Genomic DNA, 26,522 nt, shown 5'->3' on the forward strand with positions numbered 1-26,522 from the left:
CGGCTCGCGGGGAAGCTGGCCAGTGCGTCCCAACCCGAAGCGTCTGCCGGCGCTGCAGGTGAGTCTTTCGCCAGGCCGACCCCTCACCCCAGCCCTCTCCCCGGAGGGGAGAGGGAGCAGAGGCGGTGAGGTCTTTCGCCCGCGGGGAGCGGCCGCCGATTTGAAGCCCTCTCCCCTCCAGGGAGAGGGAAGCAAGGCGGTGACGTCCCTCGCCCAGAGGGAGCCGGCGGCGAGGCCTCTTGCCCGCGAACCCGGCGAGCGCCAATCCGTGACCTGGCGCCCTTTCCCGCCAAGGCCGCCCCCGGCAACGCCTCAAGTTCGCGGCACCGTCGCCGACACAGCCTTGGAAGACGGACTCCCGCAGGCATCCGTCAAAGGTCAATTGCCCCATGTACGCAGACAAACCGGGTGCACCGTCGGTGCAGCAGCTCACTTTCAGCCTGGCAGGCGAGGAGTACGGACTGGACATCCTTGCCGTGCGGGAAATCCGCGGCTGGACGCCGGTCACCCGCATTCCGCAAGCCCCCCACTACGTGCTCGGCGTGCTCGACCTGCGGGGCACGGTCGTGCCGGTGCTCGATCTGCGCCTTCGCTTCGGACTGGTCCGGGACGAATACCCGCCCACGACGGTCACGGTGATCGTGACGGTATCGGGACGTCCGTTCGGCGTGGTCGTCGATGCCGTCTCGGACGTGGTCGACGTCCAGGCCGACCAGATCAGGCCGGTACCGGACATGGGCACCACGGTCGACACCGAATACCTGCGGGGACTGACCGCGGTCCAGGGCCGGATGGTGCTGCTGCTGGACGTGGACAAGCTTTTGCATCCGAAGGATGCGCAAATGCTGGAAGCCGCCTTGCCCGCGGCCGAAGAACTTGAAGCCGTGGCCTGACAGGAACCACCGATGAGACTGCCGAAAATCAAATTCAAGATCCCCTCCCTCTCTGTGCGTGGTCGGCTGCGGCTGGTCATGGGCATGCTGATGCTGATGCTCGTGGGTGGTGCCGTGATCGGCATCGGCTCGATGCAGCTGCAGAACGAAGGCATGCGCACCATGTACGAGGGCGAACTGGTGCCGGCGCAGACCGTCCAGCGCATGCGCTCGACCTCGCTGATGCAGTTCATCGTGCTGGGCGAGGCCGCCAAGCTGGTCACGCAGGCGCCGCAGCTGAAGCAGAAGCTGGCCGACTACGCCGAGCAGGAGAAGAAGTTCCTCGAACTGAAGAAGGACTTCGACGCGGCGCCCAAGAGCGAGAAAGTCGCGGCCGAGTACAAGAAGTACCTGTCCTTCGAGGATGACTACATCACCGGTCTGAAGGACATGACCGATGCGCTGAACCAGCATGACGAAGCCGCCGGCGACGTACTGGACATGGAAGTTCGTCCGCTGATGATGATGCGCCTGGAAGTGCTGGACAAACTGGTGAACCTGCAGCGCGACGAAGCGCTGGAGGCCTACCAGGCGCAGGTGTCGCGCTTCAAGGTGATCCGCGCGATCAGCATCGGCGCCCTGACCGCCGGCCTGCTGCTGGCGCTCTGGATGGCATTCTCGCTCAGCCGCTCCATCGTCGGCACGCTCGCCTACGCCGGCCGCGTCGCCCGCGAGATCGCCCAGGGCAAGCTCGGTCACGCGATCCAGTGCAACCGCAACGACGAGCTGGGCCAGTTGCTGGAAGCGTTCCGCAGCATGGACGAGCGCCTGTCCGCGATCGTCGGCGAAGTGCGCCAGGGCTCCGGTGCGGTGAGCACCGCCGCCCAGCAGATCGCCCGCGGCAACGACGACCTTTCGCAGCGTACGCAGGAGCAGGCCTCCAGCCTGGAGGAAACCGCCTCCTCGATGGAGGAGATGACCTCCACCGTCAAGCAGAACGCCGAGAACGCCAGCCACGCCAACCAGCTGGCCCGCGGTGCCCGCGAGCAGGCCGAGCGCGGCGGCGAGGTGGCCTCGCAGGCGGTGGTGGCGATGAAGGAGATCAACGCCTCCAGCCGCAAGATTTCCGACATCGTCAGCCTGATCGACGAGATCGCCTTCCAGACCAACCTGCTCTCGCTCAATGCGGCCGTGGAAGCGGCGCGCGCCGGCGAGCAGGGCCGCGGCTTCGCCGTGGTCGCCACCGAGGTGCGCAACCTGGCGCAGCGCTCGGCCGGTGCGGCCAAGGAGATCAAGGCGCTGATCAACGACAGCGCGGAGAAGGTCAGGACCGGTTCGGAGCTGGTCGACCAGTCCGGCAAGGCGCTCGCCGAGATCGTCGACAGCGTCAAGAAGGTCACCGACATCGTGGCCGAGATCGCCGCGGCCAGCCAGGAGCAGTCGGCCGGCATCGACCAGGTCAACCACGCCGTGCTGCAGATGGACGAGATGACCCAGCAGAACGCTGCGCTGGTGGAGGAGGCCGCCGCGGCCGCCCGTGCCATGCAGGAGCAGGCTGGCGAGCTGTCCCGGCAGGTCGCCTTCTTCCGTCTCGATGGCGACGCCGCGCCGGCGCCCGCGCCGGCGAAGCCGCAGGCCGCCTCGGTCGTGGCCGAAGCCGAGGCGGTGTTCGCCGCCGTGCGCAACACCCCGGTGCGTGCTGCCCGCGCGGCCGAGCCGGCCGCGGTGACCGCCGACGCCGGCGCGTGGAAGGAGTTCTGAAGCGATGAACGCGGTCGCCAGCCATGACAACACAATGGCCGGCGTCGCCGGCCCCGTGCTCGGCGACGGCGAGTTCCGGTTCCTGCGCGAGTTCGTGTACGAGCACTGCGGCATCGCGCTCAGCGAGCAGAAGCGCCAGCTGGTGCAGGGGCGCCTGGTGCGCCGCCTGCGCGCGCTGGGCATGAAGGGCTTCGACGCCTACTGCGAGCTGTTGCGCGCCGATCCGGAAAGCGAGCTGGGCGAACTGGCCAGCGCGATCAGCACCAACGTCACCTCGTTCTTCCGCGAGGTGCACCATTTCGAGGTTTTGGCCGACGACCTGCTGCCGCGCTGGCTGGACCAGAAGCGGCGCGAGGGCGACCGCCTGCGCATCTGGTCGGCCGGCTGTTCCAGCGGCGAGGAACCCTATTCGCTGGCGATGGTGCTGGCCGAGGCGCTGGAGCGCTGCGGCCGCAGCATCGACGCGAAGATCCTGGCAACCGACCTGTCGCCCGCGGCGCTGGCCGCCGCGCAGAAGGGCGTCTATCCGGTCGAGCGGCTGGAAGGCGTCAGCGCCGAGCGGCGCCGGCGCTGGTTCCTGCGTGGCGAGGGCGAATACGCGGGCCTGGCCTGCGTGCATCCGAAGCTGCGCGAGCTGGTCAGCATCCTGCCGCTCAACCTGCTGCACGAATGGCCGATGCAGGGACCGTTCGACGCGATCTTCTGCCGCAACGTGGTCATCTATTTCGACCAGCCGACCAAGCAGAAACTCTTCCGCCGCTTCGCGCGGCTGCTGCCCGCGGGCGCCCCGCTGTTCCTGGGGCACTCCGAATCCATGCACGGTCTCTCCGACGAGTTCGAACTGATCGGCCGCACCATCTATCGGAAGAAGACTGCATGACCCAGGTTGCCGCGAGCCTGCCTTTCGGCCAGGCCATCGCACCCGCTTTACCCGGTTTCGAACACCTGCGCAGGTTCTGGGACCCGACCCAGCAATGTGTCACCGCCAAGGTGCTGCCGGGCGAGTTCTACGTGAGCACGCAGGAGGAGATGATCTCCACCGTGCTGGGCTCGTGCATCGCCGCCTGCATCCGCGACAAGCGCCGGCGCGTGGGTGGCATGAACCATTTCATGCTGCCCGAGCCGGTGGGCGAGCGCGACAGCTGGTCGGCTGCGGTCGGCCGCGCGGCGCGCTATGGCTCCGATGCCATGGAGCAGTTGATCAACGCCATCCTCAAGGCTGGCGGACGCCGCGAAGACCTGGAAGTGAAAGTGTTCGGCGGCGGCCGCGTGCTGGCGCAGATGACCGACGTGGGCCGGCGCAACATCGAATTCGTCCAGCGCTACCTGACGATGGAGCGGCTCGATGTCGCTGCCTCCGACCTGGGCGACGTGTATCCGCGCCAGGTCCAGTACTTCCCCGCCAGCGGCAAGGTGCGCGTGCGGCAACTGCGCGGCACGCGCGATGCGCAGCTGGTCGATGGCGAGCGCGTCTACCTCAAGCGTTTGGCAAACGATCCGATAAAGGGAGAGGTGGAGCTCTTCTGACACGGTGGCGCTGGGCCGTGGGGGCGCGGCATCCGCCGTTCCCGCGGCGCCCACCGCAGGCGCAGGCGGATCAACGCCCTCACGACCCAGCGCCATCGCTCCACTTCATTTCAAAGGCAAGCTCGAGACATACGGCATGGATAAGGTGCGAGTTCTGGTAGTCGACGATTCCGCACTGGTGCGCAAGCTCCTGTCGACCATGCTTGCCTCCGATCCGCAGATCGAGGTGATCGGCACCGCGGCCGATCCGCTGATCGCGCGCGACAAGATCAAACAGTTGAACCCGGACGTGCTGACGCTCGACGTCGAGATGCCGCGCATGGACGGGCTGACCTTTCTCGAGAACCTGATGCGCCTGCGGCCGATGCCGGTGGTGATGGTGTCCTCGCTGACCGAGCAGGGTGCGGACATCACGCTGCGGGCGCTGGAGCTGGGCGCGGTGGACTTCTTCACCAAGCCGTCCAGCGACCTGGCGAACGTGTTCGCGGCCAGCGCGCAGGACATCTGCGCCAAGGTGAAGACCGCCGCGCGGGCCAAACCCCGCGCACGCACCGCCGTGCGCAAGCTCGACGTGGCGCCGCGGCTGTCGGCCGATGCCGTGCTGCCGCTGTCGCAGTCAGCCGGCACGCGCGGCGGCAGCCCGATCATCGCCATCGGCGCGTCGACCGGCGGCACCGAGGCGATCCGCGCCGTGCTGGAAGCCATGCCGCCGGACGCGCCGCCGGTCGTCATCACCCAGCACATCCCCGCTGCTTTCAGCGGCCCGTTCGCCGCACGCATGGACAACTGCTCGGCGATGCGTGTGTGCGAGGCGCGCGATGGCCAGCCGATCCAGCAGGGCCACGCCTACATCGCGCCCGGCTCGCAGCACCTGCTGGTGATGTGGGATGGCGCCAAGTACGTCTGCCGCCTGCACGACGGTCCGCCGGTGAACCGGCACAAGCCCAGCGTGGACGTGCTGTTCCGCTCCATGGCTGCCAGCGTGGGCAAGGCGGCCGTTGCCGCGCTGCTCACCGGCATGGGCGACGACGGTGCACGCGGACTGCTGGAACTGTCCCAGACCGGCGCCGCCACGCTGGTGCAGGACGAAGACAGCTCGGTGGTGTGGGGCATGCCCGGCGCCGCCTGGAAGCTCGGCGCCGCCCGCGAAGCGCTACCCCTGGACCAGATTGCCGCGCGCCTGCTCAAGCTGGCGCGCCTACCCCTCGACAGCGCGTTACGCGCCGCCGCCCTTTGATCGCGGAAGAGATTTCATGAACGCCATCCTCTCCTTCTTCCACACCCGCCACCTGGTCGGCTTTGCGGCCAGCGCCGCGGCGTTGCTGGTCAGCCTGCTCTGGCACCCGGCGTGGCTCGCCCCCGTGCTGGTCATCGCGCTGGCCGCCGCATGGATCGTCGATGCCCGGCGCAGCGCCGCCGCCGTCGGGGCGGTGGTGCCCGAGGCGGTCGACCCCACGCCCGTGCGCGAGGCGCTGGAAGACGTGCGCAGCGCGCTGGTCGACGAACTCGGCCACGCCACCCGCGAACTGCACCAGGGCCTGGACCTGCTGCGTGACGCGGTGCAGGAACTGGGCGGCGGCTTTGACGGCCTGTCGCAGAAGACCGGCCTGCAGCAGTCGCTGCTCAAGCAGATCATCGACGTGCAGAACGGCGGCGTATCCGTACAGGACTTCGCCGCGCGCACGTCCGACCTGCTGGAGCACTTCGTCGGCATGATCGTGCAGATGTCGCGCGAGAGCCTGCGCATCGTCTACCGCATCGACGGCATGGCAAAGGAAATGGACGCGGTGTTCGGCCTGCTGAAGAACGTCAACACCATTGCCGAGGAAACCAACCTGCTGGCGCTCAACGCCTCGATCGAGGCGGCGCGTGCGGGTGAGTCCGGCCGCGGCTTCGCGGTGGTCGCCGGCGAGATCCGCAACCTGGCGAGCAACTCCAACCAGTTCAATGAGCAGATCGGCAGCCACGTCGAGCGTGCCCGCACCGCGATGGAACAGTTGCGCGGGCTGGTCGGCACGATGGCCTCGCAGGACCTCAACGTGGCGCTGTCGGCCAAGGGCGGCATCGACGCGATGATGGCGCACGTGACCGAATCCGACGCGCGCACCAACGCGGTCGCCGACCAGGTGGTCGAGATCAACCGCGGCCTGGGTTCGGACGTGTCCACCACGATCCGCTCGCTGCAGTTCGAGGACATCCTCAGCCAGCTTCTGCAGCAGACCCGCACCCGCCTGGTCGAGCTGCAGGAAGTCACCGCCGATTGCACCCGCGACATCGAGGAGCTGGCCTGCAGCCGGATCGACGCCGAGGCGCTGGAAGCCCGCGCCCAGCGTGTGCGCGCCCGCCTTGCGGTACAGCGCGAAAAAGCCCGCCTGCGCTCGCGCGGCCCCGCGCTGCAGAGCTCGATGGACGCCGGCGAGATCGAACTCTTTTAAGGAACGCACGCCATGAGCATCAACGTCCACCACGACAGCGACACCGACTGCCTGACCCTGCACCTGGGCGAGCACTTCGACTTCAGCATGCACCGCGACTTCCACGACGCGTGCCTGGGCACCGGCGTCAAGGCGCGCAGCTACGTAATCGACCTCGGGGAAGTCACCCGCATGGACAGCTCCGCGCTGGGCATGCTGCTGCTGCTGCGCGAACACGCCGGCGCCGACCGCGCCGAGATCCGCATCGTCAACGCCCGCGACGAACTGCGCGGCACGCTGCGCGTGGCCGGGTTCGACAAGCTGTTCGTGTTGCACTGAGGATCGCGCGACGGGCGCCCCCATCCGCCTGTCGGCACCTTCCCCCGCGCGCGGGGGAAGGCTCGGTCGTGGGGGCCGCATGCCATGTGCGGTGTCGGGAAGCCCGCCAGTGAGGCTTGTTCCCCACCAGCGAGGAAAGGGACGCTCGGGGAGCCACACGCCGTGGTCGAAAGCCCGCCAGTGTGGTCCTTCCCCCGCCCGCGGGGGAAGGTGCCCGCAGGGCGGATGGGGGAAGCCTGGCGGGGAGCCTCACCCCAGCCGCCGCGCCATCCCGTAAAACACCAGATTGCCCAATCCGGTCGCGCCGACGAGCACGGCGACCATGCCCGGGTTGAGGTCCTGCCAGCCGAACAGCTGGATCAGCCCGAAGCCGATCGCCAGCGCCACCAGCACGATGCCCCAGTGCAGCGACGAGTGCCGGCGTCGCAAATCGTCGCCCTGCAGCACCGAACGCACCAGATCCTCGGAGCCGCCTACGGCCACCATCTGTCGGCGCACACGCGCATCGGCGATGGCCTTGATCGAGTAGGCAATGGAAAAGAAGAGGGTGATGGGAATGAGGATGTCGTAGTTCATGGCTTGTTCCTGTGGTGAACGGGTTTCGGTACAAGAGAGACGACCGCCGCCACGGCGGTTGCACTCCGGCACTTGCAACCGTTTGCCCCTCGCGCGTATCCCAGGTGGCGATGGACGAGCGCCAGCCAACCAACCCGGACCGCGAACTGGTCGATGCCGTGCTGCGCGGCGCGCCCGGCGCGTTCGAGCGCCTGGTGCGGGCCTATCAAGGCCTGTGCTGGCACATCATCTACCGCATGGTCCGCCACCCCGAGGATGCACAGGAGCTGTGCCAGGAAACCTTCCTGCGCGTGCACCAGTGCCTGCACCAGTACCGCTACGAAAGCGCGCTGAAGTCCTGGATCGGGCAGGTCGCCTACTCGATCGCGCTGCGCCACCTGCAGCGCAAGCGCATCCCGCTGTTCGAGCCGGTCGCGGACGAGGAGGCCACCTCGCCCCTGGAAAACCTGGGTGGCGAATTCGACCTGGAGCAGGCCTTCGGCGATGCGCAGGTCGCGCGCCGGCTGCATGCAGCCATCGACGCGTTGCCGCCCGTGCAGCGCGCGGTACTCACGCTCTACCATCTCGAAGAGGCCACGATTCCGGAGATCGCCACGATCACCGGAATGGCCACTGGCACCATCAAGAGTCACCTGTTCCGCGCGCGCCTGCGCCTTCGTGGCGTACTGGAAGGTCCGTTGGGAGTTGCCATATGAACCACGATCCGCATTTGTCTCCGCTGGAAGAGCACGAATGGTCCCTGCAGGAGCGGGCACTGGCCGACAAGCGCGCCGGCCTGGCCCCGAGGGATCGCGAGGCGTCGTCGGGCACCTACCGGCTGATGGCAGAGCTGCTCGCGCAACCGCCGAATGAACAGTTGCCCGCCGATTTTGCCCGCCGGGTGGCGCGGCAGGTGTCGCCGGCCCCGCGCCTGGACACCCGCCTGGAACATGGCCTGCTCGCGCTGCTCGTCGCAGCGATGGCCGTGGCGGCGCTCGCCGTGGTCGTCATCTATGGCGCTTCGTGGTTGCCTGCGCTGGACCAGGGCGTGATCGGTGCGCTGCTGGCCACGCCCTGGGCCTGGGTCCTGGCGGCCTGCCTGGGGCTCTCCCGGCTCTCCCGCCACTGGCTGCACCACGGCCAGCCGGCCTGATCCCGCCGCCGGGGCTCGCCAAACACTCGCGCAGGCCGTTGCAGGAGCCCGCTTGCCGGCGATGCTCTTGTTCTGGCGGACCCAAAGGCATCGCCCGCAAGCGGGCTCCTGCAAAGAGCGCGGCCTGCCCGGATAGCCCACAGGTCATGCACACCCGCTTGCGGGTTCGGGGCTATCGTGGGCGTCTGTTTCGAGTGGAGCAAACGCAATGCAAGCGATGCGATGGATGGTAGTGACCGCACTGCTGTGCGGTTCGGCGGTGAGCGCAGGGGCGTTCGCGGCGGCGGCCCAGCAGGGCAAGGCGCCGGCGGGCATTCCGGTCGGCGGCGCGATCGGCGTCGACCTGGCCGGCATGGATCACTCGGTCAAGCCCGGCGACGATTTTGACAACTTCGCCAACGGCACCTGGCGCAAAAATGCGGTGATCCCCGCCGACCGCGCCAGTACGGGCATCTTCCTGGAAGTGTTCCAGAAGGCCGAAAAGCGCAACGCGCAGATCGTGCGCGAGGCCGGCGCCAGCCATCCGGCCGCGGGCAGCGACCAGCGCAAGATCGCCGACTACTACGCGGCCTTCATGAACGAGGCGGCGATCGAAAAGGCGGGCCTCTCGCCGCTCAAGCCCGAGCTCGACCGCATCGATGCGATCCGCAATCGCAGCGACCTCTCGCGCGTGCTCGGCGGCCAGCTGCGTGCCGACGTCGACCCGATCAACGCCACCAACTACCACACCGAGCACCTGTTCGGCCTGTTCGTGGCGCAGGGCCTGGAAGACCCTTCGCACAACATCGCCTACCTGCTGCAGGGCGGGCTGGGGATGCCCAACCGCGACTACTACCTGAAAGACGACGCGGAGATGGTCGGCTTCCGCGACAAGTACAAGGCGTACATCGCCGCCACCCTCGAGCGTGCCGGCGTGGCCGAGGCGAAGGCCAAGGCGGACGCCATCTTCGGCCTGGAAATGAAGATCGCCAAGGCACAGGCCAGCCTGGTCGAGACCGAGGACGTGCACAAGGCCAACAACCCGTGGCCGGTCAGCGCCTACGCGCAGAAGGCCCCGGGCATGGACTGGAACGCCTACTTCGAGGCCGCCGGTCTGGCCGGCCAGCCGGCGATCGACGCGTGGCAGCCCGGTGCGATCAAGGGTCTGTCGGCGCTGGTCGCCAGCGAGCCGCTCGATACATGGAAGGACTACCTCACCTTCCACACCATCAACGAGAGCGCCGGCCTGCTGCCCAAGGCCTACGCCGACGCCAGCTTCGAGTTCTACGGCCACACCTTGACCGGCACGCCCCAGCAGCGCGACCGCTGGAAGCGCGCGATCGGCGCGGTCAACAACGACCTCGGCGACGCGGTCGGGCAGATCTACGTCAAGAAGTACTTCCCGCCGGCGTCCAAGCGCCAGGTGCAGGACATGGTCAAGAACATCCTGGCCGCCTTCGACGAGCGCGTGGGCCAGTTGGACTGGATGACCGATGCCACCAAGGCCAAGGCCAAGGCCAAGATCGAGTCGCTCAAGGTCGGCGTGGGCTATCCGGAAACCTGGCGCGACTACAGCGCGCTGGTGATCAAGCCCGATGACGCGCTGGGCAACCACCTGCGTGCGGTCGAGCAGGAGTTCGCCCACCAGAAGGCCAAGCTTGGCCAGAGCGTGGACCGTGGCGAGTGGTGGATGACGCCGCAGACGGTCAACGCGGTCAACCTGCCGCTGCAGAACGCGCTCAACTTCCCGGCGGCGATCCTCGAGGCGCCGTTCTTCGATCCGAAGGCCGACGCGGCGGCCAACTACGGCTCGATCGGTGCGGTGATCGGCCACGAGATCAGCCACAGCTTCGACAACATGGGCGCCGAGTTCGACGCGCAGGGTCGTCTGGCCAACTGGTGGACGCCGGAAGACCTGGCCCACTTCAAGGCCGCCGGCCAGAAACTGGTCGAGCAGTACAACGCCTACGAGCCGCTGCCCGGGCTGCACATCAACGGCCAGCAGACCCTCGGCGAAAACATCGCCGACGTCTCCGGCCTCACCGCCGCGTGGATCGCCTACCAGAAATCGCTCGGCGGCAAGCCGGCGCCGGTGATGCACGGGCTGACCGGCGCGCAGCGCTTCTTCCTCGCCTACGCACAGTCCTGGCGCAGCAAGACCCGCGATGCGGCCTTGCGCCAGCAGGTCATCACCGATGGTCACGCACCGGGACGCTACCGCGCGCAGACCGTGCGCAACATCGACGCGTGGTACCAGGCGTTCGACCCCAAGCCCGGCCAGAAGCTCTACCTGGACCCGAAGCAGCGCGTGCATATCTGGTAAGCCTACCGATCCTTCCCCCGTTCACGGGGGAAGGTGCCCAACGGCGGATGGGGGAGGCCTTGCGCAACACCTCCCTGTCGAACCCATCCGCCTGTCGGCATATTTCCCCGCGGAATGGGGGAAGGCTCACCTCGAGGCGTCCTCGTGGAACGCAACAAAAAGGCCCCGATCGGGGCCTTTTTGCTGGGCATCCAGTCCGATGCTTACCAGGTACGCACGTTGGCCACGCCGGCCGTGAAGCTCTGCATGTCCGACTGATAGCGGAACAGGCGGCCCAGGTCGAACTCGACCGACTGGCCCGGAGCGATGTTGGCCGTACCGGCCGGCCAGCCCTTCTTGCTCGCCAGCACCTTGCCGGTGGAGTCCTTGGCGTCGATGGAGATCTGCGCGGCCGCCGGTTCGGCGCAATGGTTGACCAGCTGGCCCTTCAGGCTCAGGCGGCCGCCGCTGGCGGCGATCTTGAAGTCCTGCACGGCGAAGTCAGTCGGCGAGCAGGCGGCATGCGCGGCCATCGGCGCGAGCAGGAACAGGGCGGAGGCGAGCAGGATTTTCATGGCGGATTCCGTTGCAGTAGGGATGTCGATAGGAGGCGACACCCCCGGAATCGGCCGCTGTCGGGAAATCTTTAGCGCGGTTGTCTCACCCTGGCCAAGATGCCCGTAGGGTGGGCTTCAGCCCACCGCCACCCTGCGGCGAGGCCAGGGTGGGCTGAAGCCACCCTGCGCCCCCTCGCCAACTCAGCCGCGCCGGCCCGCGTGCTCCAGGAACCACAGCCCGGCGAACAGCTTCGGATCGACCGAATACCCCTCCGCCGCCCGCGCGAACAGCCACGCGCCTGCCTCGCTGCGGGGTAGCTCATGCACCACGATATTCTCGCTCTCGTCGCCGCCGCCGGCGCCGACCCGGACCAGGCCGTGGGCGCGCACGAAGGCAATCATTTCGGTACTCATGCCCGAGGACGAAGGCCCCTCGTGGATGAACTCCACGCGGTCGCACCGATAGCCGGTCTCCTCCTCCAGCTCGCGCGCGGCGGCGAGCAGGGCGCTTTCGTCCAACTGGTCGGCCAGGTCCCCGACCAATCCGGCCGGCATCTCGATGGTGTGCTTGAGAATCGACACCCGGTACTGCTCCACGAACAGCACGCAATCATCCGGCGTCACCGCCACGATGATCACCGCGCCGCCGGGGTTGTTGCGCTCGGCATACTCCCAGCGTCCCCGTTTGCGCAGGCTCAGCCAGCGTCCTTCGAACAGGGTTTCGACGGGGGCGTGGGCGTCATCGGGGATGCGATCGTCGTTCATGGGGCTGCCCGTTCGAGGAGTAAGGCATGGTGCCGCGCACGGCCTTACCCGGCAATCAGGGCCGCTTCCGGCCAGGAGCGGACACCCCCTCCTTAGTGGAGCCCACCACGAGGCGTTGTTGGCTTGGATGTAGCTAGTCGTCTTCGTCCTTGGCGATCGCATCCAGTAATTCCAGTGCCTCAGCAGCATTCGAGGGATCGCAAGCTGATGAAACAGCTAGCAACCGGTTCCGCAGCCGGCCAATATCCATGAACGGTGAAAGACTGGATTCCCATAGTGGATAAGAAACGACTCCGTTCGAGGACTTCCAGCTCCGCATCCCCTGCAGAAATTTTAGAAGGTCCGCATCGTTTCGGCAGAGCTGTGCGACCTTTGTTTGAATTTCATAGAGTGACTGCGGCTCATGCTGCTTCCACGCAAAGAGCAACGGCGCTATCCGCGGCAACCGATCCAAATCGTCAGGGGTTAGGGCACGATAACGGCGTACGAGTTCCGCTGCCGCAATATCGAGTTCCTCGGTAGAAAACAACCAATCACTTTCAGGCTTTCTTCGTGTGCCGGAGATGCCATGGGCCGAACTTTCAGTGCGAAAAATCTCTGTCAACCATGCGATAGATCTTCCTGAGCCGAACATCTGATTGGCCATATGGGTGCGCATGTTTGCCGGAAGCCTGGGCCAGACGGCTTCTAGAATGTCCTCGCCTTCACGCCAGACCCAATACTCGCCCCAGTCGCCCCTGCCGCTCGTCAATGCGGCTGCGTCCATGCTATCCGCAAGGGAGCGCAATACTCCCGGTAAAGCGTTCTCCGGAACAGCCCGAATGCCGCTGCCTTTCAAGCGATCCATCAAGGCTTGTGCTGCCACGCGCCCTTGGCTGGTGAGGGTCTTGGCAAGCCGAGTGAACTGAGCAACCGCGGCCTCGGGCGAGCTCTGGGCGCTTTCGAGGAAGATCGAGAATTCCCTGTCGCTGATGGAATTTTTTGGCGCACTCAATGCGAAGTAATATCGATAGTGTTGAGGACTCCCGAGTCTCCTTTCCTGGACTAGCTCTGAGATATCTTCAGCCCCATAAAGGGTCAGCACCATCGTCGATTTGCCATCAACTCTTTCGAAGTCAAAATCAACACCGGGGAGAGCAGAGGTTAGCGCCATCCTCCGCGCGTCACGTGAGGAACTGGCGCTGCCCATTTCCTCGAGAATCGCGTTTAGCTCAAGAAGCTCGGCATTCTTGCTTTCCTCGGTGATCATCGCACCGTTGTGTCTGGCATCAAAGCCGATCAAGTATTCTTCGATCCATTTGTGCAGTTTTGGTGACTGCATTCGGATGAGCTGCAGCCACACCATGTCGGGGATGTCGATATTGCTCAGCACAGAGGTAGCGTGGAAGCGCAACGCGTTTACTGCGCGAACGACATGCCGGGGCGTAAGCAGCGCCCGCCCGCCTTCGCCGTCAATTACTTCTGCGAGGCGATCCCGGGATGAGCGTGCCCGGTCTGATTCGCCCTCTAACAGGTCCGGATACAGAAGTTGGATCTCGTGACGAAACATCCGCCGTAGGTCGAAGGCTTCAGGCTGGGGGACGGGAAAACTGACCTGGATGATCTTGTCCAGATAATCATCGCCACGTTGGAGGTGAAATGCGGAAGACAGGTTTTTCGCAACGATTTCTTGGGAATAGCACAACACGAAAACAACGCCTGGAAAGTCGACTACCGCCCGGACGAGGCGAAGAACCTCCGCTACTTCATGTGGGTCTAGGCGATCAAGGTCGTCAATGAAAACGACGATCTTGCGCTTGAGCTTTCGTAGCTCCTTTTGAATGTCGGACTTTTCTTTATCAAGAGAAGCGTTCGCCAACCATTCGTCGATCGAACGCTTTCCGGCCTCCGCCGCAACCCCAGCGCCCGGCAGAGCGAACAGGTCGACGAGTTTTCCCGCTTGGATCAAGCGCGAAGAAAACCTGGAAAATAGAGCCCTGAGTCGCGCTCTTCGGATGGCACGTGCTGAGTATCGTCTTGGCCAGACTTTGGCTAGAGCTCCGGCCCACCAACCAAGCGGCAGCTCATCCGTTTCGATGTGAACCGCCGCCTTGTTGATTTCTGAGAATAGCTCTTTGAGTAAGCCCTCTCGTGACCTGATCAACCAAGGGAGGAAGCGGATTACCTCTGGCGCGTATTCCAGCTGGCTCAGGGCATCAGACACAAGGTTAGTAAAGCTTGACTTGCCCGAGCCCCATTCCCCTTCGATGCCGATCACGAACCCATCGGGGGAAGCCATCCGGTGGATCGCTCGGGCTACGTGTTTGGCGGGCAAACTAAAGCCAAGGCGATCTTCGCCCGGTGCTTCAATGGGGCGGTCTCCGTGGAAGGGCTGGTCAACTGTTCTCACTGTCTCGCTCCTAGTCGCCCCGGCACTGCCTTGGTTCGCCGCTATAACCTGCTGCGCTCGTGCGGCCTTTTTAGCATGCCTAGAACCAGGCGGTTCCGTCCAAATCACGGTCGGCGATGAATTACACGTCTCGCGCGAGTGACATGCAGTAAATGCGCGCGAGCTCCGTAGGTGTCCGCTTTGGGTCGGGAGCGGACTGCATTTCATCGGGAACAGAGTGCACATCCAGCATCTCCGCCTAGGCGCTATTGCGCCCCACTTTTATCGGCCGTCGAATCTGCTGCGCCGAATGATGGCTTGAGGTTCGGTGCCTTCTACACACCTGTGTGCATCCAGTGCTTCTTCTGACGCCTTCGAGGTTGGCACTAAGGCGCTCGAACGACCCGTCACCTCAAGGAACGTCGTGAACCGGACGGAGCAAGCTTCGCAGCCGCATTCGCCGGCGCAGCGAACCTCGCAGGCGCCGCTGCAAATGCAGCGAATCGCGCTGGCGTGTCCATGTTGTATCCAGCCGTCGTGGCGTAACGCTTCAGGCCTTCAGCTGTAGGTTCGGACATCATGGGCGAGGGCATTGCCATGTTCGGAACATTGTCCGCTTCGATAGAAGCGGGCCCATCGTTTCGGGTTCTGGTCAGACGCCAGCCAATGTCCGCAACCGCGAGCGCGTCAGCGGACCGAAGCGCAGCTGCTCGCACACGGCATCCAGTTGCCCGTTGCCCGCCTGCCGGCGCAGCGCGTCGGCGGTCGGGGCGACTGGCGCGTCCAGTGCGATGCGGGTGAGGCGTCGGTACATGAGGGCCAGTTCGGCGTGCTCGCGCAAACGCGCCGCGCACGCGGCGGCGCCGCGGATGCGCAGGAAGGCGACTTCGTCGACGCGTTCCAGCAACACGTCCAGGCTGCCGAAGTGGGCGAGCAGGGCGGCGGCGGTCTTGGCGCCGATGCCGGGGACGCCGGGGATGTTGTCGACCGCGTCGCCGCACAGCGCGAGGTAGTCGGCGACCTGGTGCGGGTGCACGCCGAGCTTCTCGTGCACGCCGGCCGGGCCCCAGCGCAGGTTGCGGGCGAAGTCCCACTGTTCGTCGCGTTCGCCCAACAGTTGGCCGAAGTCCTTGTCGGCCGAGACGATCACGCTGTCCAGGCCGTGTCCGCGCAGGCTCCACAGCGCGCTGCCGATCAGGTCGTCGGCCTCGTAGCTGTGGTCGATCAGCACGGTGATGCCCAGTGCCTCGGTGATGGCGCGGCAGAGCACGAACTGGCGTTCCAGGTCGGGCGGAGGCAATTCGCGGTTGGCCTTGTAGGCCGGGTAGATCGCGTTGCGGAAAGAGCTGGTCAGCGACGCATCGAAGGCCACCGCGACGTGCTCGGCGCGGCTCTTTTCCAGCAACTCGCAGAGGAAGCGGGTGAAACCGTGGACGGCGTTGACCGGGTGGCCATCGGCATCGTGGAACTGGTCCGGCATCGAGTGCCAGGCACGGAAGACGTACAGGCTGCCGTCGACCAGATGGACGGCGCTGGTTGCGGTGCTCACGGCGTCCATGTGGAAAACACCTCTTCCACCGTTGGCCGCTCGCGGTCGGGCACGTCGATCTGCGGCGTGCCGATGTGGACGAAGCCGATCACCCGCTCGTTGCCGGCCAGCCGCAGGATCGCGGCGACCTCTTCGTCGTACGCCGCCCACCCGGTCAGCCATTGCGCGCCGTAGCCGAGCGCGTGCGCTCCCAGCAGCAGGTTGTAGGCGACGCAGCCGGCGGCGATCTCCTGTTCGATCGGCGGCACCTTGCTGCCGGCGGTGAGCCGCGCGACGACCACCAGCACCAGCGGGGCGAACGCGTAGCGGGTGCGTTCCTTCTCGCGCTTGGATTCGGACAGCGCGGGGTTGCGCGCGGCGATCGCGGCCAACTGCTCGCCGAAGGCCAGTTTGGCGTCGCCGCGCAGCTCGATCAGCCGGAACGGCACCAGTTTGCCGTGGTCGGGCACGCGCACGGCGGCCGCGAGCAGCGCGTGCAGTTCGGCGCCCTGGGGCGCCGGCTCGCCGAGCTGGCGCGAAGGGATGGAGTGGCGCTGCATCAGCAGCTCGAGCGCAGGGGGCATGGCGGGCTCGGATATGGGCGGGTCGCCCATGATAGCCGCCACGGCCGGGTGAGGTCGGTAAGCGTAAGGTGGACTCTGGCCCACCGTCCTGACGTGATAACGGGAACGAGGCCGATCCCGCGATCCGGAATCAAGGCAGGCGGAACGAACCGGGCAGCAACTGGCCGACGGTGGTCTCCTGCAGTGCATCGGCCAGGTTGCCCATCAGCACCGGCATGGTTTCGTCGCAGAGTTCGGCCATCACCTGCCGGCAGGCACCGCACGGGCTGACGGGCCCGGGCGTGTCGGCGACCACCGCCAGCTGCACGAAGTCGCCTGGCCGGCAGCCGGCCGCGATGGCGCCGAAAAGCGCGGTGCGTTCGGCGCAGTTGCACAGGCCGTAGGAGGCGTTCTCGACGTTGCAGCCGGTGAAGGTGCGTCCGTCGCGGGTGAGCACGGCGGCGCCGACGTGGAAATTCGAATACGGCGCATAGGCCAGCTCGCGGGCTTCGCGGGCTGCGAGCATCAGCGGATCGACGACGGGAAGGGGCATCGGAGTGGACAAGTGGGATCTCCCTTGCAAAGACCCCGCGTGCGCCGGTCGTGGCGCTGCCGGTGGGCCAGTCTACTGCGCCCGGCGCGGCGCCGGTCAAGCGGGCCGGTGCTTGCGGGCTGGGCCGTTGGGCTAGGATGAGGCGTCAGGTCCCAGGGGAACCGTATGGCGATCACGGTGGGCGCGTTGCGCGAGGTGGCGGACGGCGAGCGGCGGGTGGCGGTCACGCCGGAGATCGCGCGCAAGCTGCAAGGCAAGGGCGTGCGGGTGTTGCTGGAGCGCGGCGCGGGTGTGGCCGCGGGTTTTCCGGATGCGACCTACGGCGAGATCGAGTTTGGCGACGCGTCGCAGGTGCTGGCGCAATCGGACCTGCTCACGTGCGTGCTGCCGCCATCGGATGAGGCCCTGCGCCAGCTGCGCGAGGGCGCGCTTGTCGTCGGCCAGTTGCGCCCGCACGGCGCGGCGGCGCGCATCGTTGCGCTGGGCAAGCGCAGGCTCACGGCCTTCGCGCTGGAACTGCTGCCGCGCACCACCCGCGCGCAGGCGATGGACGTGCTGAGCTCGCAGGCGGCGGTGGCCGGCTACCGCGCCATGCTGATCGCGGCCGAAGCCTGTCCGAAGTTCTTCCCGATGCTGACTACCGCCGCCGGTACCATCCGCCCCTCGCGCGTGCTGGTGATCGGCGCGGGCGTCGCCGGGCTGCAGGCGATCGCCACGGCGCGGCGGCTCGGCGCGCAGATCGAGGGTTACGACGTGCGGCCGGAAACGCGCGAGCAGGTCGAGTCGCTCGGCGCCAAGTTCCTCGACCTGGGCGTCAGCGCGGCCGGCAGCGGCGGCTACGCGCGCGAGCTGTCGGAGGACGAGCGGCGGGCGCAGCAGCAGGCGTTGGCTGAGCATCTGAAGCTGGTGGACGTGATCGTGACCACCGCGGCGGTGCCCGGTCGCCCGGCACCGAAGATCCTCAGCGCGGCGATGGTCGAGGGCATGAAGCCCGGCGCGCTGATCGTGGACCTGGCGGCCGAAGGTGGCGGCAACTGCGAGCTGACCCGGCCAGGCGAGCGCGTGGAGCACGCGGGCGTCACCATCCTGGGGCCGCTGAACCTGCCCGCGGGCGCGCCGCTGCATGCGTCGGAGATGTATGCGCGCAATGTGTACAACTTCGTCGAGTTGCTATTGCACGACGGTGCGCTGGCGCCAGACTTCGAGGACGAGCTGGTTGCCAGGACGTGCCTGACGCGCGGTGGCGAGCCGCACTTTTCCGGCTGAGTCCTGGCAGGAGCGCACCCTGTGCGCGAACGCCATGACCGGGTTGTCCGGGATGGCGCGGCTGCCGGTCGCGCACAGGGTGCGCTCCTACAGCGGTCCGGGCGCGCCTGAGTCTATGCACCTCGCCGGTGCAGGCAGTCCGCGGTGGCTTTCCTCAATGGCCCGGCGGGGGCGGGCCTGGCGGATGCCGCAGCCCCTGCAGCCGCTGCTCGATCGTCTGCGAACGCCACTGGCGCAGCAGCCGCTCGCGCTGGTCCGGCGGCATGTGCTGGAACTGCTCGTAGGCCTCGTGCAGGCGTGCACGCTGCTCCGGCGGCAGCCGGTGGAACTTGTGCATGTTCTCGCGGGCGCGTTCGCGCTCATCGGGTGTCATGGTCTGCCAGCGGGCGATGCGCTGGCGGATCTCCTCGCGCCGGTCCGGCGGCAGGGTGACCCAGTGTTCGGCGCGCTTGAGCATGTGCTGCTGCTTGCGCGGCGACATGCCGTTCCAGTGCCCGCGCAGCGGGGCGAGCACCTCCTGCTGGGCCGGGTCCAGGCTTTGCCAGGGACGCGGGGTCGCAGGCGCGGACGAAGCGCCGGGTGGCGGCGCGTCCTGCGCATGCAGCGGCGCCAGGACGGCCAGGGCGAACAGCAGCGGGAGCAGTGCGAAGCGGGTCATGAGTCAGCGGCGTACCTTCACGCGGTCGTTGGCGGCCAGCCAACCGTAGAAATCGAGGTTCTGGTAGAGCTGCGGGTCGGCGCTGTCGGCGTCCGGCGGCAGGTCGGTATCCGTATCGGCGGTGGACGCCGCCGGCACCGCGTGCGCAGGCGCATGGTCGGCGTGGTGCGACGGTTGCCAGATCATCAGCGTGGCCAGCGCGAGCACGGCGAAGGCGCCGGCCGGCAGCAGCAGGCGCGAAGCGACGCGTGCGGGTGGCTGCGCGGCTTCCAGCGCCTGTCGGCGGGCGGCGCGCAGGCGGCCGCTGGTGGCCGGGTCGAGCTGCCGGCTGGCTTCCTGGTACAGCGCGCGGGCGCGCTGGGCCAGCTTGTCCGGATCGGTCATTGCCAGTCCTCCAGTTGATCGCGCAGATGGTGCATTGCGCGGGACAGATGAGTTTTCACGCTGCCTTCGGAGCAGCCCATGGCCTGTGCGGTCTGCGCCACGTCCAGACCCTCCAGCATGCGCAGCAGAAACGCTTCGCGCTGGCGTTGCGGCAGGCGCTGCACCGCGGCGGAAAGATCGGCCCAGGACTGGCTGTCGTGCAGCCGCTGCAGCGGGCCGGGGCCGTGGTCGGGCGGTTCCCAGGCGGGCAGGTCCTCGCCGTCCTCGTCGCGCCCGCCCAGCCAGCCGACCACGATCGAGCGCACCTTGCGGCGGCGCTGCAAATCGACGATGCGGCGGCGCAGGATGCCCCAGAACAACGGCGTCCATTCCTGCGCGGGCTTGTCGCGGTAGTGCTTGACCAGCCGCAGCATGGCGTCCTGCACCGCGTCGAGCGCGTCTTCGCGATGGCCCAGTTGCAGCTCGGCCAGGCGGAAGGCGCGCCGCTCGACGTCGGCCAGGAAGGCATCCAGCGTCGCCGGCACGGCGCGCTCGGGCGTCGCCAGCAGGTCGCTGTCGAGGGTGCCTGCGAGGCTGCTCATGGCATCGAGATCCGCGTCATCGGCGCTGCGGCCCTGTTCCGGTTCGGTCGGATGCTTCAACGCGGCAGACTCGCACGGGTTGACGCGCGACCGTATGATGCGGTCGCAACCGCTCGAAGGGGCGGGCGGACAGGGGAAGGGGTCATGCTCGACGGTTTCCTGGCGCTGTATGTCTTCATGCTCGCGGCGTTCACGGGCTACGAGATCATCGCGCGGGTGCCGGTGATCCTGCACACGCCGCTGATGTCCGGTTCGAACTTCATTCACGGGATCGTGCTGGTCGGTGCCATGATCGCGCTGGGCCACGCGCAGACGCCACTGGAAATCGGCATCGGCTTCGTCGGCGTGCTGCTGGGTGCCGGCAACGCCGCAGGCGGCTATGTGGTGACCGAGCGGATGCTGGAGATGTTCAAATCCAGCCGCCCCGGTGGGCCGGAGTCGCGCCGATGAGCTGGCTGCCGGGGGCGATCAAGGCCTGCTATTTCCTTGCTGCACTGCTTTTCATCCTTGGCCTCAAGCGCATGAGCTCCCCGCGCAGTGCGCGCGGCGGCATCGTGTGGGCGGGCTTGGGGATGGCGCTGGCGGTGGTGGCGACCTTCGCGCTGCCGGGGCTGGCCCATCGCGGGCTGATCCTGGCAGCGCTGTTGCTGGGCACCGGGGCCGCGTGGTGGTCGGGCCGGCGTGTGGCGATGACGGCCATGCCGCAGATGGTCGCGCTGTACAACGGCATGGGCGGCGGCGCCGCGGCGGCGATCGGCGCGGCCGAGCTGGTGGCGTTTTCGGGCGCCGCGGTGACGTTGCTCGATGGCGGCCGCTTTACCGCCGACGGAGAGGCACCGGGCACCGTGCAACTGGCGCTGGCGGTGCTGGGCGCGTTGATCGGGGCGGTGAGCTTTTCCGGCTCGCTGGTCGCCTTCGCCAAGCTGCAGGGCTGGCTGGACCGGCGCTTCGTGTTTCCCGGCCAGCGCGCGGTCAATTTGATGGTGCTGGCGCTGGCGGTCGTGTTGGGCGTGTTGCTGGCCGCCGGCACGCTTGCGCCAGGCGTGATCGCCGGCTTCTTCGCGCTGGCGCTGCTGTTCGGCCTGATGATGACGCTGCCGATCGGCGGCGCCGACATGCCGGTGGTGATCTCGCTGTACAACGCCTTCACCGGGCTGGCGGTGGCGTTCGAGGGCTTCGTGCTGGGCAACGAGGCGATGATCATTGCCGGCACCGTGGTCGGTGCGGCCGGCACCCTGCTGACTCAGTTGATGGCCCGGGCGATGAACCGCTCGCTCGGCAACGTGCTGTTCGGCAGCTTCGGCGCGGCCTCGGGCGCTGCCCAGGCGATCGGCGGCGCGCAGAAGCCCGTCGAGGCGACCGACGCGGCCGTGATGATGGCCTATGCCGAGCGCGTGGTGATCGTGCCGGGTTATGGCATGGCCGTGGCGCAGGCGCAGCACAAGGTGTGGGAGTTCGCGCGGTTGTTGATCGAGCGCGGAGTCAAAGTGAAGTTCGCCATCCATCCGGTCGCCGGGCGCATGCCGGGGCACATGAACGTACTGCTGGCCGAGGCGGGCGTGCCGTATGACCTGATCGCGGACATGGACGAGATCAACGCGGAATTCCCCAGCACCGACGTGGCGCTGGTGATCGGCGCCAACGACGTGGTGAACCCGTTGGCCAAGACCGACCCGGCCTCGCCGATCTATGGCATGCCGATCCTCGACGTGGCTGTGGCGAAGAACGTCATCGTGGTCAAGCGCGGCAAGGGCACCGGCTTTGCCGGTATCGAGAACGCGCTGTTTTACGCGGATAACGCGCGCATGCTGTATGGCGACGGGCAGGCGGTGGCCGCGGAGCTGGTGGCGGCGCTCAAGGGGCTCGACGCGTAATGACCGGTAGGCTTCGGTCCAACCGCGGCTCTTCCCGAAGGGCGCGGGCTGAAGCCGACCCTACGAAGTCTTGCGCGGCCGGCGGCTGGCGATCCAGACGGCGAGCAGCGCGCCGGCGAGGGTGAATACGATATCGGTCGGGCGCACCGCGAGCTGCGCGAGCGAGAGCAGCATGGCCAGCCCGGCGCCCCGCAGCGCGTCCAGCAAACCCATCCCCATGGAGCCGGCGATCCTCGCCGCGGCGGTCAGCACGTCGACATACACGGCGGCCAGCACGGTCGCGCCCGCAGCCAGCGTGGCAGCCACGCGCCCGGCCGGACGCACCCAGCCACGGATAGCCAGCGCCAGCAGCACGCCGACCACCAGCGCCAGCGCGGGCAGCGGGCGTTGCAGCGCCATCGTCGGAAGCATCCACACCGCACCGGCGGCGAGCCCCAGCATGGCCGCGCTGAAGGCGGCGAACAACAGCGGGATCAGGCGCACGGGCACGGCCCATGCGGCGGAAAGTGAAAAGCCATGCGGTTCCTGCGGATCGTGGAGCAAACGCACATGATAACCCGCCCCTGCATCCAGCCCCCTCAGTGCGTGCTCGCTCCCTTGAGAAACCGGGGGCGGGCCTGATCTTGGTCAGCGGCCCACGTCCGCGGCGGGGCATAATAGAGCGCTTCCCCGCCGCGTTTGCGCGGCTTCGACGAGTGATCGGCAGGATCGGCATGAGTGGCTTCAGTCTTAGCAGCGAACCCTTCACCCTGGAACGCGATTGCGTGGCGGTGATGGTGCCGCAGGGCGAGAGCGTGACGCTTCCGGCCGGACAGATCGGCTACATCACCCAGGCGCTGGGCGGCAGCTTCACCGTGTACGTGGAGGGCAACCTGTTCCGCATCGCCGGCTACGATGCCGATGCGCTGGGCAAGGAACCGCCGCCGCCGATCGAACTGGCCGCCGATGCCAGCGACGAAGACGTGGAAAAGCTCGTCTGGCAGCAACTGCGCACCGTGTTCGATCCGGAAATTCCGATCAACGTGGTGGAGCTCGGGCTGGTCTACGACGTCTCCATCGAGGCGGGCGACAACGACTCGCGCAAGGTCTACGTCAAACTCACGCTGACCGCACCCGGCTGCGGCATGGGCGACATCCTGGTCGACGACGTGCGTACCAAACTCGAATTGATCCCGACCGTCGGCGAGGCGGATGTCGACCTGGTGTTCGATCCGCCGTGGAATCATTCGATGATGTCGGATGCGGCCAAGCTCGAGACCGGCATGCTCTGAGTTGAACGCCTGTTAACCGAGCGAGTTCCAAGCCCGGCATGTCCGGGCTTTTTTTATGCGCGCGCAGCTCTGTTTGCGCGCCTGTAAGTGGCTTCGCTACGCGGTTTTCGCGCGGGCCTAACAGCGACGATCACAATTCGGATACCTAGGAAAAATTCACCCTTGACCCCTCCGCAAGCGGGCTCTTAATGTCGACGAATCCGTTGGCGGGGAGGTTGACGGATGGTCCTGCAGCGACGACAGGGGGTTCCTGCGTCGCCCTCGCATGATGAGCCCGCGTACTGCCCTCTCAGGGAAGAAAGGGGGAGAAGCAGCGCGCATCGGGATGCAGCCAGGACCGTTGGCAAACAGTGGCGCCGTGCCCGGCACGGCTAATTCACTCATGGGGTCCGAAGTGACCGCATCAGGTCCGCTCGCCCCGAATTTCTCTTTTACGGAGTACCTGAAATGCCAAGCAATATCCGTCTGAAGCTCCTGGTTGCCGCCATCGGCATGGCTTGCGCCTCGACCGCCATGGCAGCGAACAACGAGCACGTGAACGTGCAGAATCTCGGTGCGGTGCCGGCCGGCAGCCTCGCGACGCACCTGAACCTGGGTGCCAACATGTCGCTGGCCGCACGCGGCACGGCGCACCTGCCCAACGGCAAGCAGGTCGTGCGCCAGCAGCAGATGTACCGCGGCGTGCCGGTGTACGGCCGCAGCGTCGCAGTGGTGCAGGACGCGCACGGCAATATGCTGCGCGCCTCCGGCGAAGTGATGAAGCTGCCGGCCAACCTTGCCGCAGCGCTGTCGGTGACCCCGAAGCTGAGCGCCGCGCAGGCGATCGCCAAGCTGCGGTCCCATGCGCACACCCTGCTGCAGGCCGGTGCCTCTATCAGCAACAAGAAGGCCGACCTGTTCGTCTATCCGCAGGAAAATGGCTCGCCGCGCCTGGTCTACCGCACTTCCTATTTCGTCGGTGGCCAGCATCCGAGCCGCCCGACGGCGATCGTCGACGCCCACACCGGCGAAGTGATCAAGAGCTGGGAGGGCCTGACCGACGCGACCGCCAACGGTCCCGGCGGCAACCAGAAGACCGGCAAGTACTACTACGGCACCGACTATGCCGCGCTGGACGTCACCCAGTCGGGCAGCACCTGCACGCTGAAGAACACCAACGTGGTGACCTACAACCTCAACCACGGTACCAGCGGCGGCTCGATCGTCAGCTTCACCTGCCCGACCAGTGACACCGACGCCATCAACGGCGCCTACTCGCCGGTCAACGACGCGCACCACTTCGGCGGTGTCGTGCATGACATGTACGTCGCCTACACCGGCGCCCCGCCGCTGAGCATGCAGCTGCGCATGAACGTGCACTACAAGAGCAACTACGAGAACGCGTTCTGGGACGGCACCGCGATGTACTTCGGCGACGGCGCCAGCACGTTCTACCCGCTGGTGTCGCTGGACGTGACCAGCCATGAAATCAGCCATGGCTACACCGAGCAGAACTCGGGCCTGGAATACAGCGGCCAGTCCGGCGGCATGAACGAGGCCTACTCCGACATCGCCGGCGAAGCGGCCGAGTTCTATGACCGCGGTGCGGCCGACTTCCTGGTCGGCGCGGACATCGTCAAGGCCAGCGCCGGCATCGGCGACGCCCTGCGCTACATGTGCAACCCGCCGCAGGATGGCGGTTCGATCGACAATGCGGCCGACTACTACAACGGTCTGGACGTCCACTACTCCTCGGGCGTCTACAACAAGGCGTTCTGCCTGCTGGCCAAGACCAGCGGCTGGGATGTCAAGAAGGCCTTCCAGGCCTTCCAGGTGGCCAACAAGTCGTACTGGAACGCCACGTCGGACTACAACGACGGCGCCTGTGGCGTGGAGTCGGCGGCCGAGGCCCTGGGTTACAACAAGAATGACGTGATCGCGGCCTTCAACGGCGTGGGCGTCACCTGCCCGGGTACCGGTGGTGGCGGCGGTGGCGGCGGCACGACGGCGCTGCAGAACGGCGTGCCGGTCTCCGGCGTCTCCGGTGCGTCGGGCGCTGACAACGACTTCAGCATCGCGGTGCCGGCCGGTGCCAGCAACCTGGTGATGTCGATCTCCGGTGGCAGCGGCGATGCCGACCTGTACACCAAGTTCGGCTCGATGCCGACCACCAGCAGCTACGACTGCCGTCCGTACAAGACCGGCAACAGCGAGAGCTGCTCGGTCGCCTCGCCGCAGGCGGGCACCTACTACATCAAGGTGCACGGCTATTCCTCGTACTCCGGCGTGACCGTGAAGGCTTCCTACACCACCGGCGGCGGTGGCGGCGGTGGCAGCACCGATTCGGTGAACCTCCCGACCGTGTCCACCGGCAACTGGTCGGCCACCTACACCGAAACGGTGCAGGCCGGCCATACGGCCAAGTTCGCGATCTCCGGCGGCACGGGTGACGCGGATCTTTACGTGCGGGCCGGCTCCGCGCCGACCACCAGCAGCTACAACTGCCGTCCGTACCTCACCGGCAACAACGAGAGCTGCACCTTCACCCCGTCGACGACCACCACCTATTACATCAAGGTGCGTGCGTACCAGACGTTCTCTGGCGTGACGCTGACCGAAACGTTGAACTGAGGTCAGCTTCGGGACCGCGCCTGGTAAACCGGCGCGGTTCCCTGAAGTAAAAAGGAACCCCGGCTTCGGCCGGGGTTCTTTTTTTTTGGGCAATCCGCGTTTCGGCTTGACGACGCGCGGGTTAGCCGTGTTCCTCGAAACGGTTCTCGGCGCGGTTCTTGCGCACCTTGGCCGGATCCCACACGCGGCCGTTCATGGTGATGTAGACGCCGTCGGGCAGGGTCTGCACGGCGGCGACCGCGCAACCGATGTTGAACACCGCATCGGAGCCCTGGAAGCGCGCCGGGTTCAGTGCGCCGGTCAACACGATGACCTTGCCGGGAATGGAAGCGAGCTCGCGCGCGGTTTCGACCATCGTGTCGGTGCCGTGGGTAACCAGCACGTGCCGATGCGGCTGCGCCTCGATGGTCGAGCGCACCAGCGCACGATCCTCGGCGCCCATGTGCAGGCTGTCCTTGCGCAGGATCGGAATCACATCGAACGCGAACGCGACGCCCAGCTGGCCAAGGATCTCGCCGATCTGCGGCGCGCCGATCTTGTAGTCCGACTTGTCGTCGAAATAGATCTTGTCGATGGTGCCGCCGGTGGTGACGATGGTCAGATGCTGCATGGCTTCGACGCCGGATGGGGAAAGCGCAAGTT

General features: G+C 66.9%; 27 protein-coding genes. 15 read left to right on the forward strand and 12 right to left on the reverse strand.

Going from position 1 to position 26,522, the window contains the following annotated elements; all coding sequences use genetic code 11:
• Window positions 1-389: 389 nt before the first annotated feature.
• The 7 genes from ACFWZ3_RS13510 to ACFWZ3_RS13540 all read left to right on the forward strand — a co-directional run bounded on the left by ACFWZ3_RS13510 (window position 390) and on the right by ACFWZ3_RS13540 (window position 6,913).
• Complete coding sequence (locus tag ACFWZ3_RS13510) at window positions 390-893, forward strand: chemotaxis protein CheW (protein ID WP_439708236.1); 504 nt, start codon at window positions 390-392, stop codon at window positions 891-893.
• Window positions 894-905: 12 nt separating this feature from the next.
• Window positions 906-2,633: a methyl-accepting chemotaxis protein gene (locus ACFWZ3_RS13515; RefSeq protein ID WP_439708237.1), complete on the forward strand. Its 1,728-nt coding sequence runs from the start codon at window positions 906-908 to the stop codon at window positions 2,631-2,633.
• Between the two features lie 4 nt (window positions 2,634-2,637).
• Window positions 2,638-3,513 (forward strand): CheR family methyltransferase, encoded by an 876-nt coding sequence (locus ACFWZ3_RS13520; protein WP_439708238.1) that lies wholly within the window; start codon window positions 2,638-2,640, stop codon window positions 3,511-3,513.
• A complete protein-coding gene (gene cheD, locus ACFWZ3_RS13525; protein ID WP_439708239.1) occupies window positions 3,510-4,160 on the forward strand; it encodes a chemoreceptor glutamine deamidase CheD in 651 nt (216 codons plus the stop codon). The genes ACFWZ3_RS13520 and cheD overlap by 4 nt, the downstream gene beginning before the upstream one ends.
• A gap of 136 nt (window positions 4,161-4,296) precedes the next feature.
• Entirely contained in the window at window positions 4,297-5,397 is a 1,101-nt protein-coding gene (locus tag ACFWZ3_RS13530) for a protein-glutamate methylesterase/protein-glutamine glutaminase (RefSeq protein ID WP_439708240.1), read from the forward strand.
• A 16-nt stretch (window positions 5,398-5,413) separates the two neighbouring features.
• Window positions 5,414-6,595 (forward strand): methyl-accepting chemotaxis protein, encoded by a 1,182-nt coding sequence (locus ACFWZ3_RS13535; protein WP_439708241.1) that lies wholly within the window; start codon window positions 5,414-5,416, stop codon window positions 6,593-6,595.
• A gap of 18 nt (window positions 6,596-6,613) precedes the next feature.
• On the forward strand, window positions 6,614-6,913 hold the full coding sequence (locus ACFWZ3_RS13540; protein WP_439700180.1) for an STAS domain-containing protein: 300 nt from the start codon (window positions 6,614-6,616) through the stop codon (window positions 6,911-6,913).
• Between the two features lie 249 nt (window positions 6,914-7,162).
• Here the strand turns inward: ACFWZ3_RS13540 and ACFWZ3_RS13545 are convergent, their stop codons facing one another.
• Complete coding sequence (locus tag ACFWZ3_RS13545) at window positions 7,163-7,489, reverse strand: hypothetical protein (RefSeq protein WP_439708242.1); 327 nt, start codon at window positions 7,487-7,489, stop codon at window positions 7,163-7,165.
• A gap of 110 nt (window positions 7,490-7,599) precedes the next feature.
• Between ACFWZ3_RS13545 and ACFWZ3_RS13550 the strand changes: the two genes are divergently transcribed.
• The 3 genes from ACFWZ3_RS13550 (at window position 7,600) to ACFWZ3_RS13560 (ending at window position 10,923) form a co-directional block, all read left to right on the forward strand.
• Window positions 7,600-8,184: an RNA polymerase sigma factor gene (locus ACFWZ3_RS13550; RefSeq protein WP_439708243.1), complete on the forward strand. Its 585-nt coding sequence runs from the start codon at window positions 7,600-7,602 to the stop codon at window positions 8,182-8,184.
• Window positions 8,181-8,621 carry a hypothetical protein gene (locus tag ACFWZ3_RS13555; RefSeq protein WP_439708244.1) on the forward strand — a complete coding sequence of 147 codons (441 nt, stop codon included), beginning with the start codon at window positions 8,181-8,183 and terminating at the stop codon, window positions 8,619-8,621. The genes ACFWZ3_RS13550 and ACFWZ3_RS13555 overlap by 4 nt, the downstream gene beginning before the upstream one ends.
• A 208-nt stretch (window positions 8,622-8,829) precedes the next feature.
• On the forward strand, window positions 8,830-10,923 hold the full coding sequence (locus ACFWZ3_RS13560; RefSeq protein WP_439708245.1) for a M13 family metallopeptidase: 2,094 nt from the start codon (window positions 8,830-8,832) through the stop codon (window positions 10,921-10,923).
• Window positions 10,924-11,126: 203 nt separating this feature from the next.
• On the opposite strand, the gene ACFWZ3_RS13565 is transcribed toward ACFWZ3_RS13560, so the two are convergent.
• The 6 genes from ACFWZ3_RS13565 to cdd all read right to left on the reverse strand — a co-directional run bounded on the left by ACFWZ3_RS13565 (window position 11,127) and on the right by cdd (window position 17,236).
• On the reverse strand, window positions 11,127-11,477 hold the full coding sequence (locus ACFWZ3_RS13565; RefSeq protein ID WP_439708246.1) for a hypothetical protein: 351 nt from the start codon (window positions 11,475-11,477) through the stop codon (window positions 11,127-11,129).
• Window positions 11,478-11,660: 183 nt separating this feature from the next.
• Window positions 11,661-12,224, reverse strand: a complete 564-nt coding sequence (locus ACFWZ3_RS13570; protein ID WP_439708247.1) for an NUDIX hydrolase — start codon at window positions 12,222-12,224, stop codon at window positions 11,661-11,663.
• Between the two features lie 133 nt (window positions 12,225-12,357).
• Window positions 12,358-14,613 (reverse strand): KAP family P-loop NTPase fold protein, encoded by a 2,256-nt coding sequence (locus tag ACFWZ3_RS13575; RefSeq protein ID WP_439708248.1) that lies wholly within the window; start codon window positions 14,611-14,613, stop codon window positions 12,358-12,360.
• 631 nt (window positions 14,614-15,244) lie between these two features.
• A complete protein-coding gene (locus tag ACFWZ3_RS13580) occupies window positions 15,245-16,150 on the reverse strand; it encodes a 5'-3' exonuclease (protein ID WP_439708249.1) in 906 nt (301 codons plus the stop codon).
• Window positions 16,138-16,704 carry a nitroreductase family protein gene (locus tag ACFWZ3_RS13585; protein ID WP_439708250.1) on the reverse strand — a complete coding sequence of 189 codons (567 nt, stop codon included), beginning with the start codon at window positions 16,702-16,704 and terminating at the stop codon, window positions 16,138-16,140. The genes ACFWZ3_RS13580 and ACFWZ3_RS13585 overlap by 13 nt, the downstream gene beginning before the upstream one ends.
• Before the next feature lie 130 nt (window positions 16,705-16,834).
• Window positions 16,835-17,236: a cytidine deaminase gene (cdd, locus tag ACFWZ3_RS13590; protein WP_439708251.1), complete on the reverse strand. Its 402-nt coding sequence runs from the start codon at window positions 17,234-17,236 to the stop codon at window positions 16,835-16,837.
• Between the two features lie 165 nt (window positions 17,237-17,401).
• Here cdd and ACFWZ3_RS13595 point away from each other — a divergent pair, with 165 nt between their 5' ends.
• Window positions 17,402-18,502: an NAD(P) transhydrogenase subunit alpha gene (locus tag ACFWZ3_RS13595; RefSeq protein WP_439708252.1), complete on the forward strand. Its 1,101-nt coding sequence runs from the start codon at window positions 17,402-17,404 to the stop codon at window positions 18,500-18,502.
• A gap of 154 nt (window positions 18,503-18,656) precedes the next feature.
• On the opposite strand, the gene ACFWZ3_RS13600 is transcribed toward ACFWZ3_RS13595, so the two are convergent.
• Genes ACFWZ3_RS13600 through ACFWZ3_RS13610 form a run of 3 tightly spaced genes read right to left on the reverse strand, consistent with a single transcriptional unit; the run spans window position 18,657 to window position 20,125 of the window.
• Entirely contained in the window at window positions 18,657-19,160 is a 504-nt protein-coding gene (locus ACFWZ3_RS13600) for a DUF3106 domain-containing protein (protein WP_439708253.1), read from the reverse strand.
• A 3-nt stretch (window positions 19,161-19,163) separates the two neighbouring features.
• Entirely contained in the window at window positions 19,164-19,544 is a 381-nt protein-coding gene (locus ACFWZ3_RS13605) for a hypothetical protein (RefSeq protein WP_439708254.1), read from the reverse strand.
• A complete protein-coding gene (locus ACFWZ3_RS13610; protein WP_439708255.1) occupies window positions 19,541-20,125 on the reverse strand; it encodes an RNA polymerase sigma factor in 585 nt (194 codons plus the stop codon). Before ACFWZ3_RS13610 ends, ACFWZ3_RS13605 begins: the two co-directional genes overlap by 4 nt.
• 144 nt (window positions 20,126-20,269) lie before the next feature.
• On the opposite strand from ACFWZ3_RS13610, the gene ACFWZ3_RS13615 reads away from it, so the two are divergent.
• Window positions 20,270-20,575, forward strand: coding sequence for an NAD(P) transhydrogenase subunit alpha (locus ACFWZ3_RS13615; protein ID WP_439702400.1), 306 nt, complete (start codon window positions 20,270-20,272; stop codon window positions 20,573-20,575).
• Complete coding sequence (locus ACFWZ3_RS13620; protein ID WP_439708256.1) at window positions 20,572-21,999, forward strand: NAD(P)(+) transhydrogenase (Re/Si-specific) subunit beta; 1,428 nt, start codon at window positions 20,572-20,574, stop codon at window positions 21,997-21,999. Before ACFWZ3_RS13615 ends, ACFWZ3_RS13620 begins: the two co-directional genes overlap by 4 nt.
• 60 nt (window positions 22,000-22,059) lie before the next feature.
• Here ACFWZ3_RS13620 and ACFWZ3_RS13625 read toward each other — a convergent pair whose 3' ends face one another.
• Window positions 22,060-22,488: a hypothetical protein gene (locus ACFWZ3_RS13625; protein WP_439708257.1), complete on the reverse strand. Its 429-nt coding sequence runs from the start codon at window positions 22,486-22,488 to the stop codon at window positions 22,060-22,062.
• 224 nt (window positions 22,489-22,712) lie between these two features.
• Here ACFWZ3_RS13625 and sufT point away from each other — a divergent pair, with 224 nt between their 5' ends.
• Both sufT and ACFWZ3_RS13635 read left to right on the forward strand, forming a co-directional pair.
• Window positions 22,713-23,270: a putative Fe-S cluster assembly protein SufT gene (sufT, locus tag ACFWZ3_RS13630; RefSeq protein WP_439708258.1), complete on the forward strand. Its 558-nt coding sequence runs from the start codon at window positions 22,713-22,715 to the stop codon at window positions 23,268-23,270.
• A gap of 447 nt (window positions 23,271-23,717) precedes the next feature.
• Window positions 23,718-25,880 carry a M4 family metallopeptidase gene (locus tag ACFWZ3_RS13635; RefSeq protein WP_439708259.1) on the forward strand — a complete coding sequence of 721 codons (2,163 nt, stop codon included), beginning with the start codon at window positions 23,718-23,720 and terminating at the stop codon, window positions 25,878-25,880.
• A 121-nt stretch (window positions 25,881-26,001) separates the two neighbouring features.
• On the opposite strand, the gene ACFWZ3_RS13640 is transcribed toward ACFWZ3_RS13635, so the two are convergent.
• Window positions 26,002-26,490 carry an asparaginase domain-containing protein gene (locus ACFWZ3_RS13640; protein ID WP_439708260.1) on the reverse strand — a complete coding sequence of 163 codons (489 nt, stop codon included), beginning with the start codon at window positions 26,488-26,490 and terminating at the stop codon, window positions 26,002-26,004.
• Between the last annotated feature and the right edge of the window lie 32 nt (window positions 26,491-26,522).

The organism is Frateuria sp. GZRR35 (assembly GCF_051900415.1).
Classification (GTDB): Bacteria; Pseudomonadota; Gammaproteobacteria; order Xanthomonadales; family Rhodanobacteraceae; genus Frateuria_A.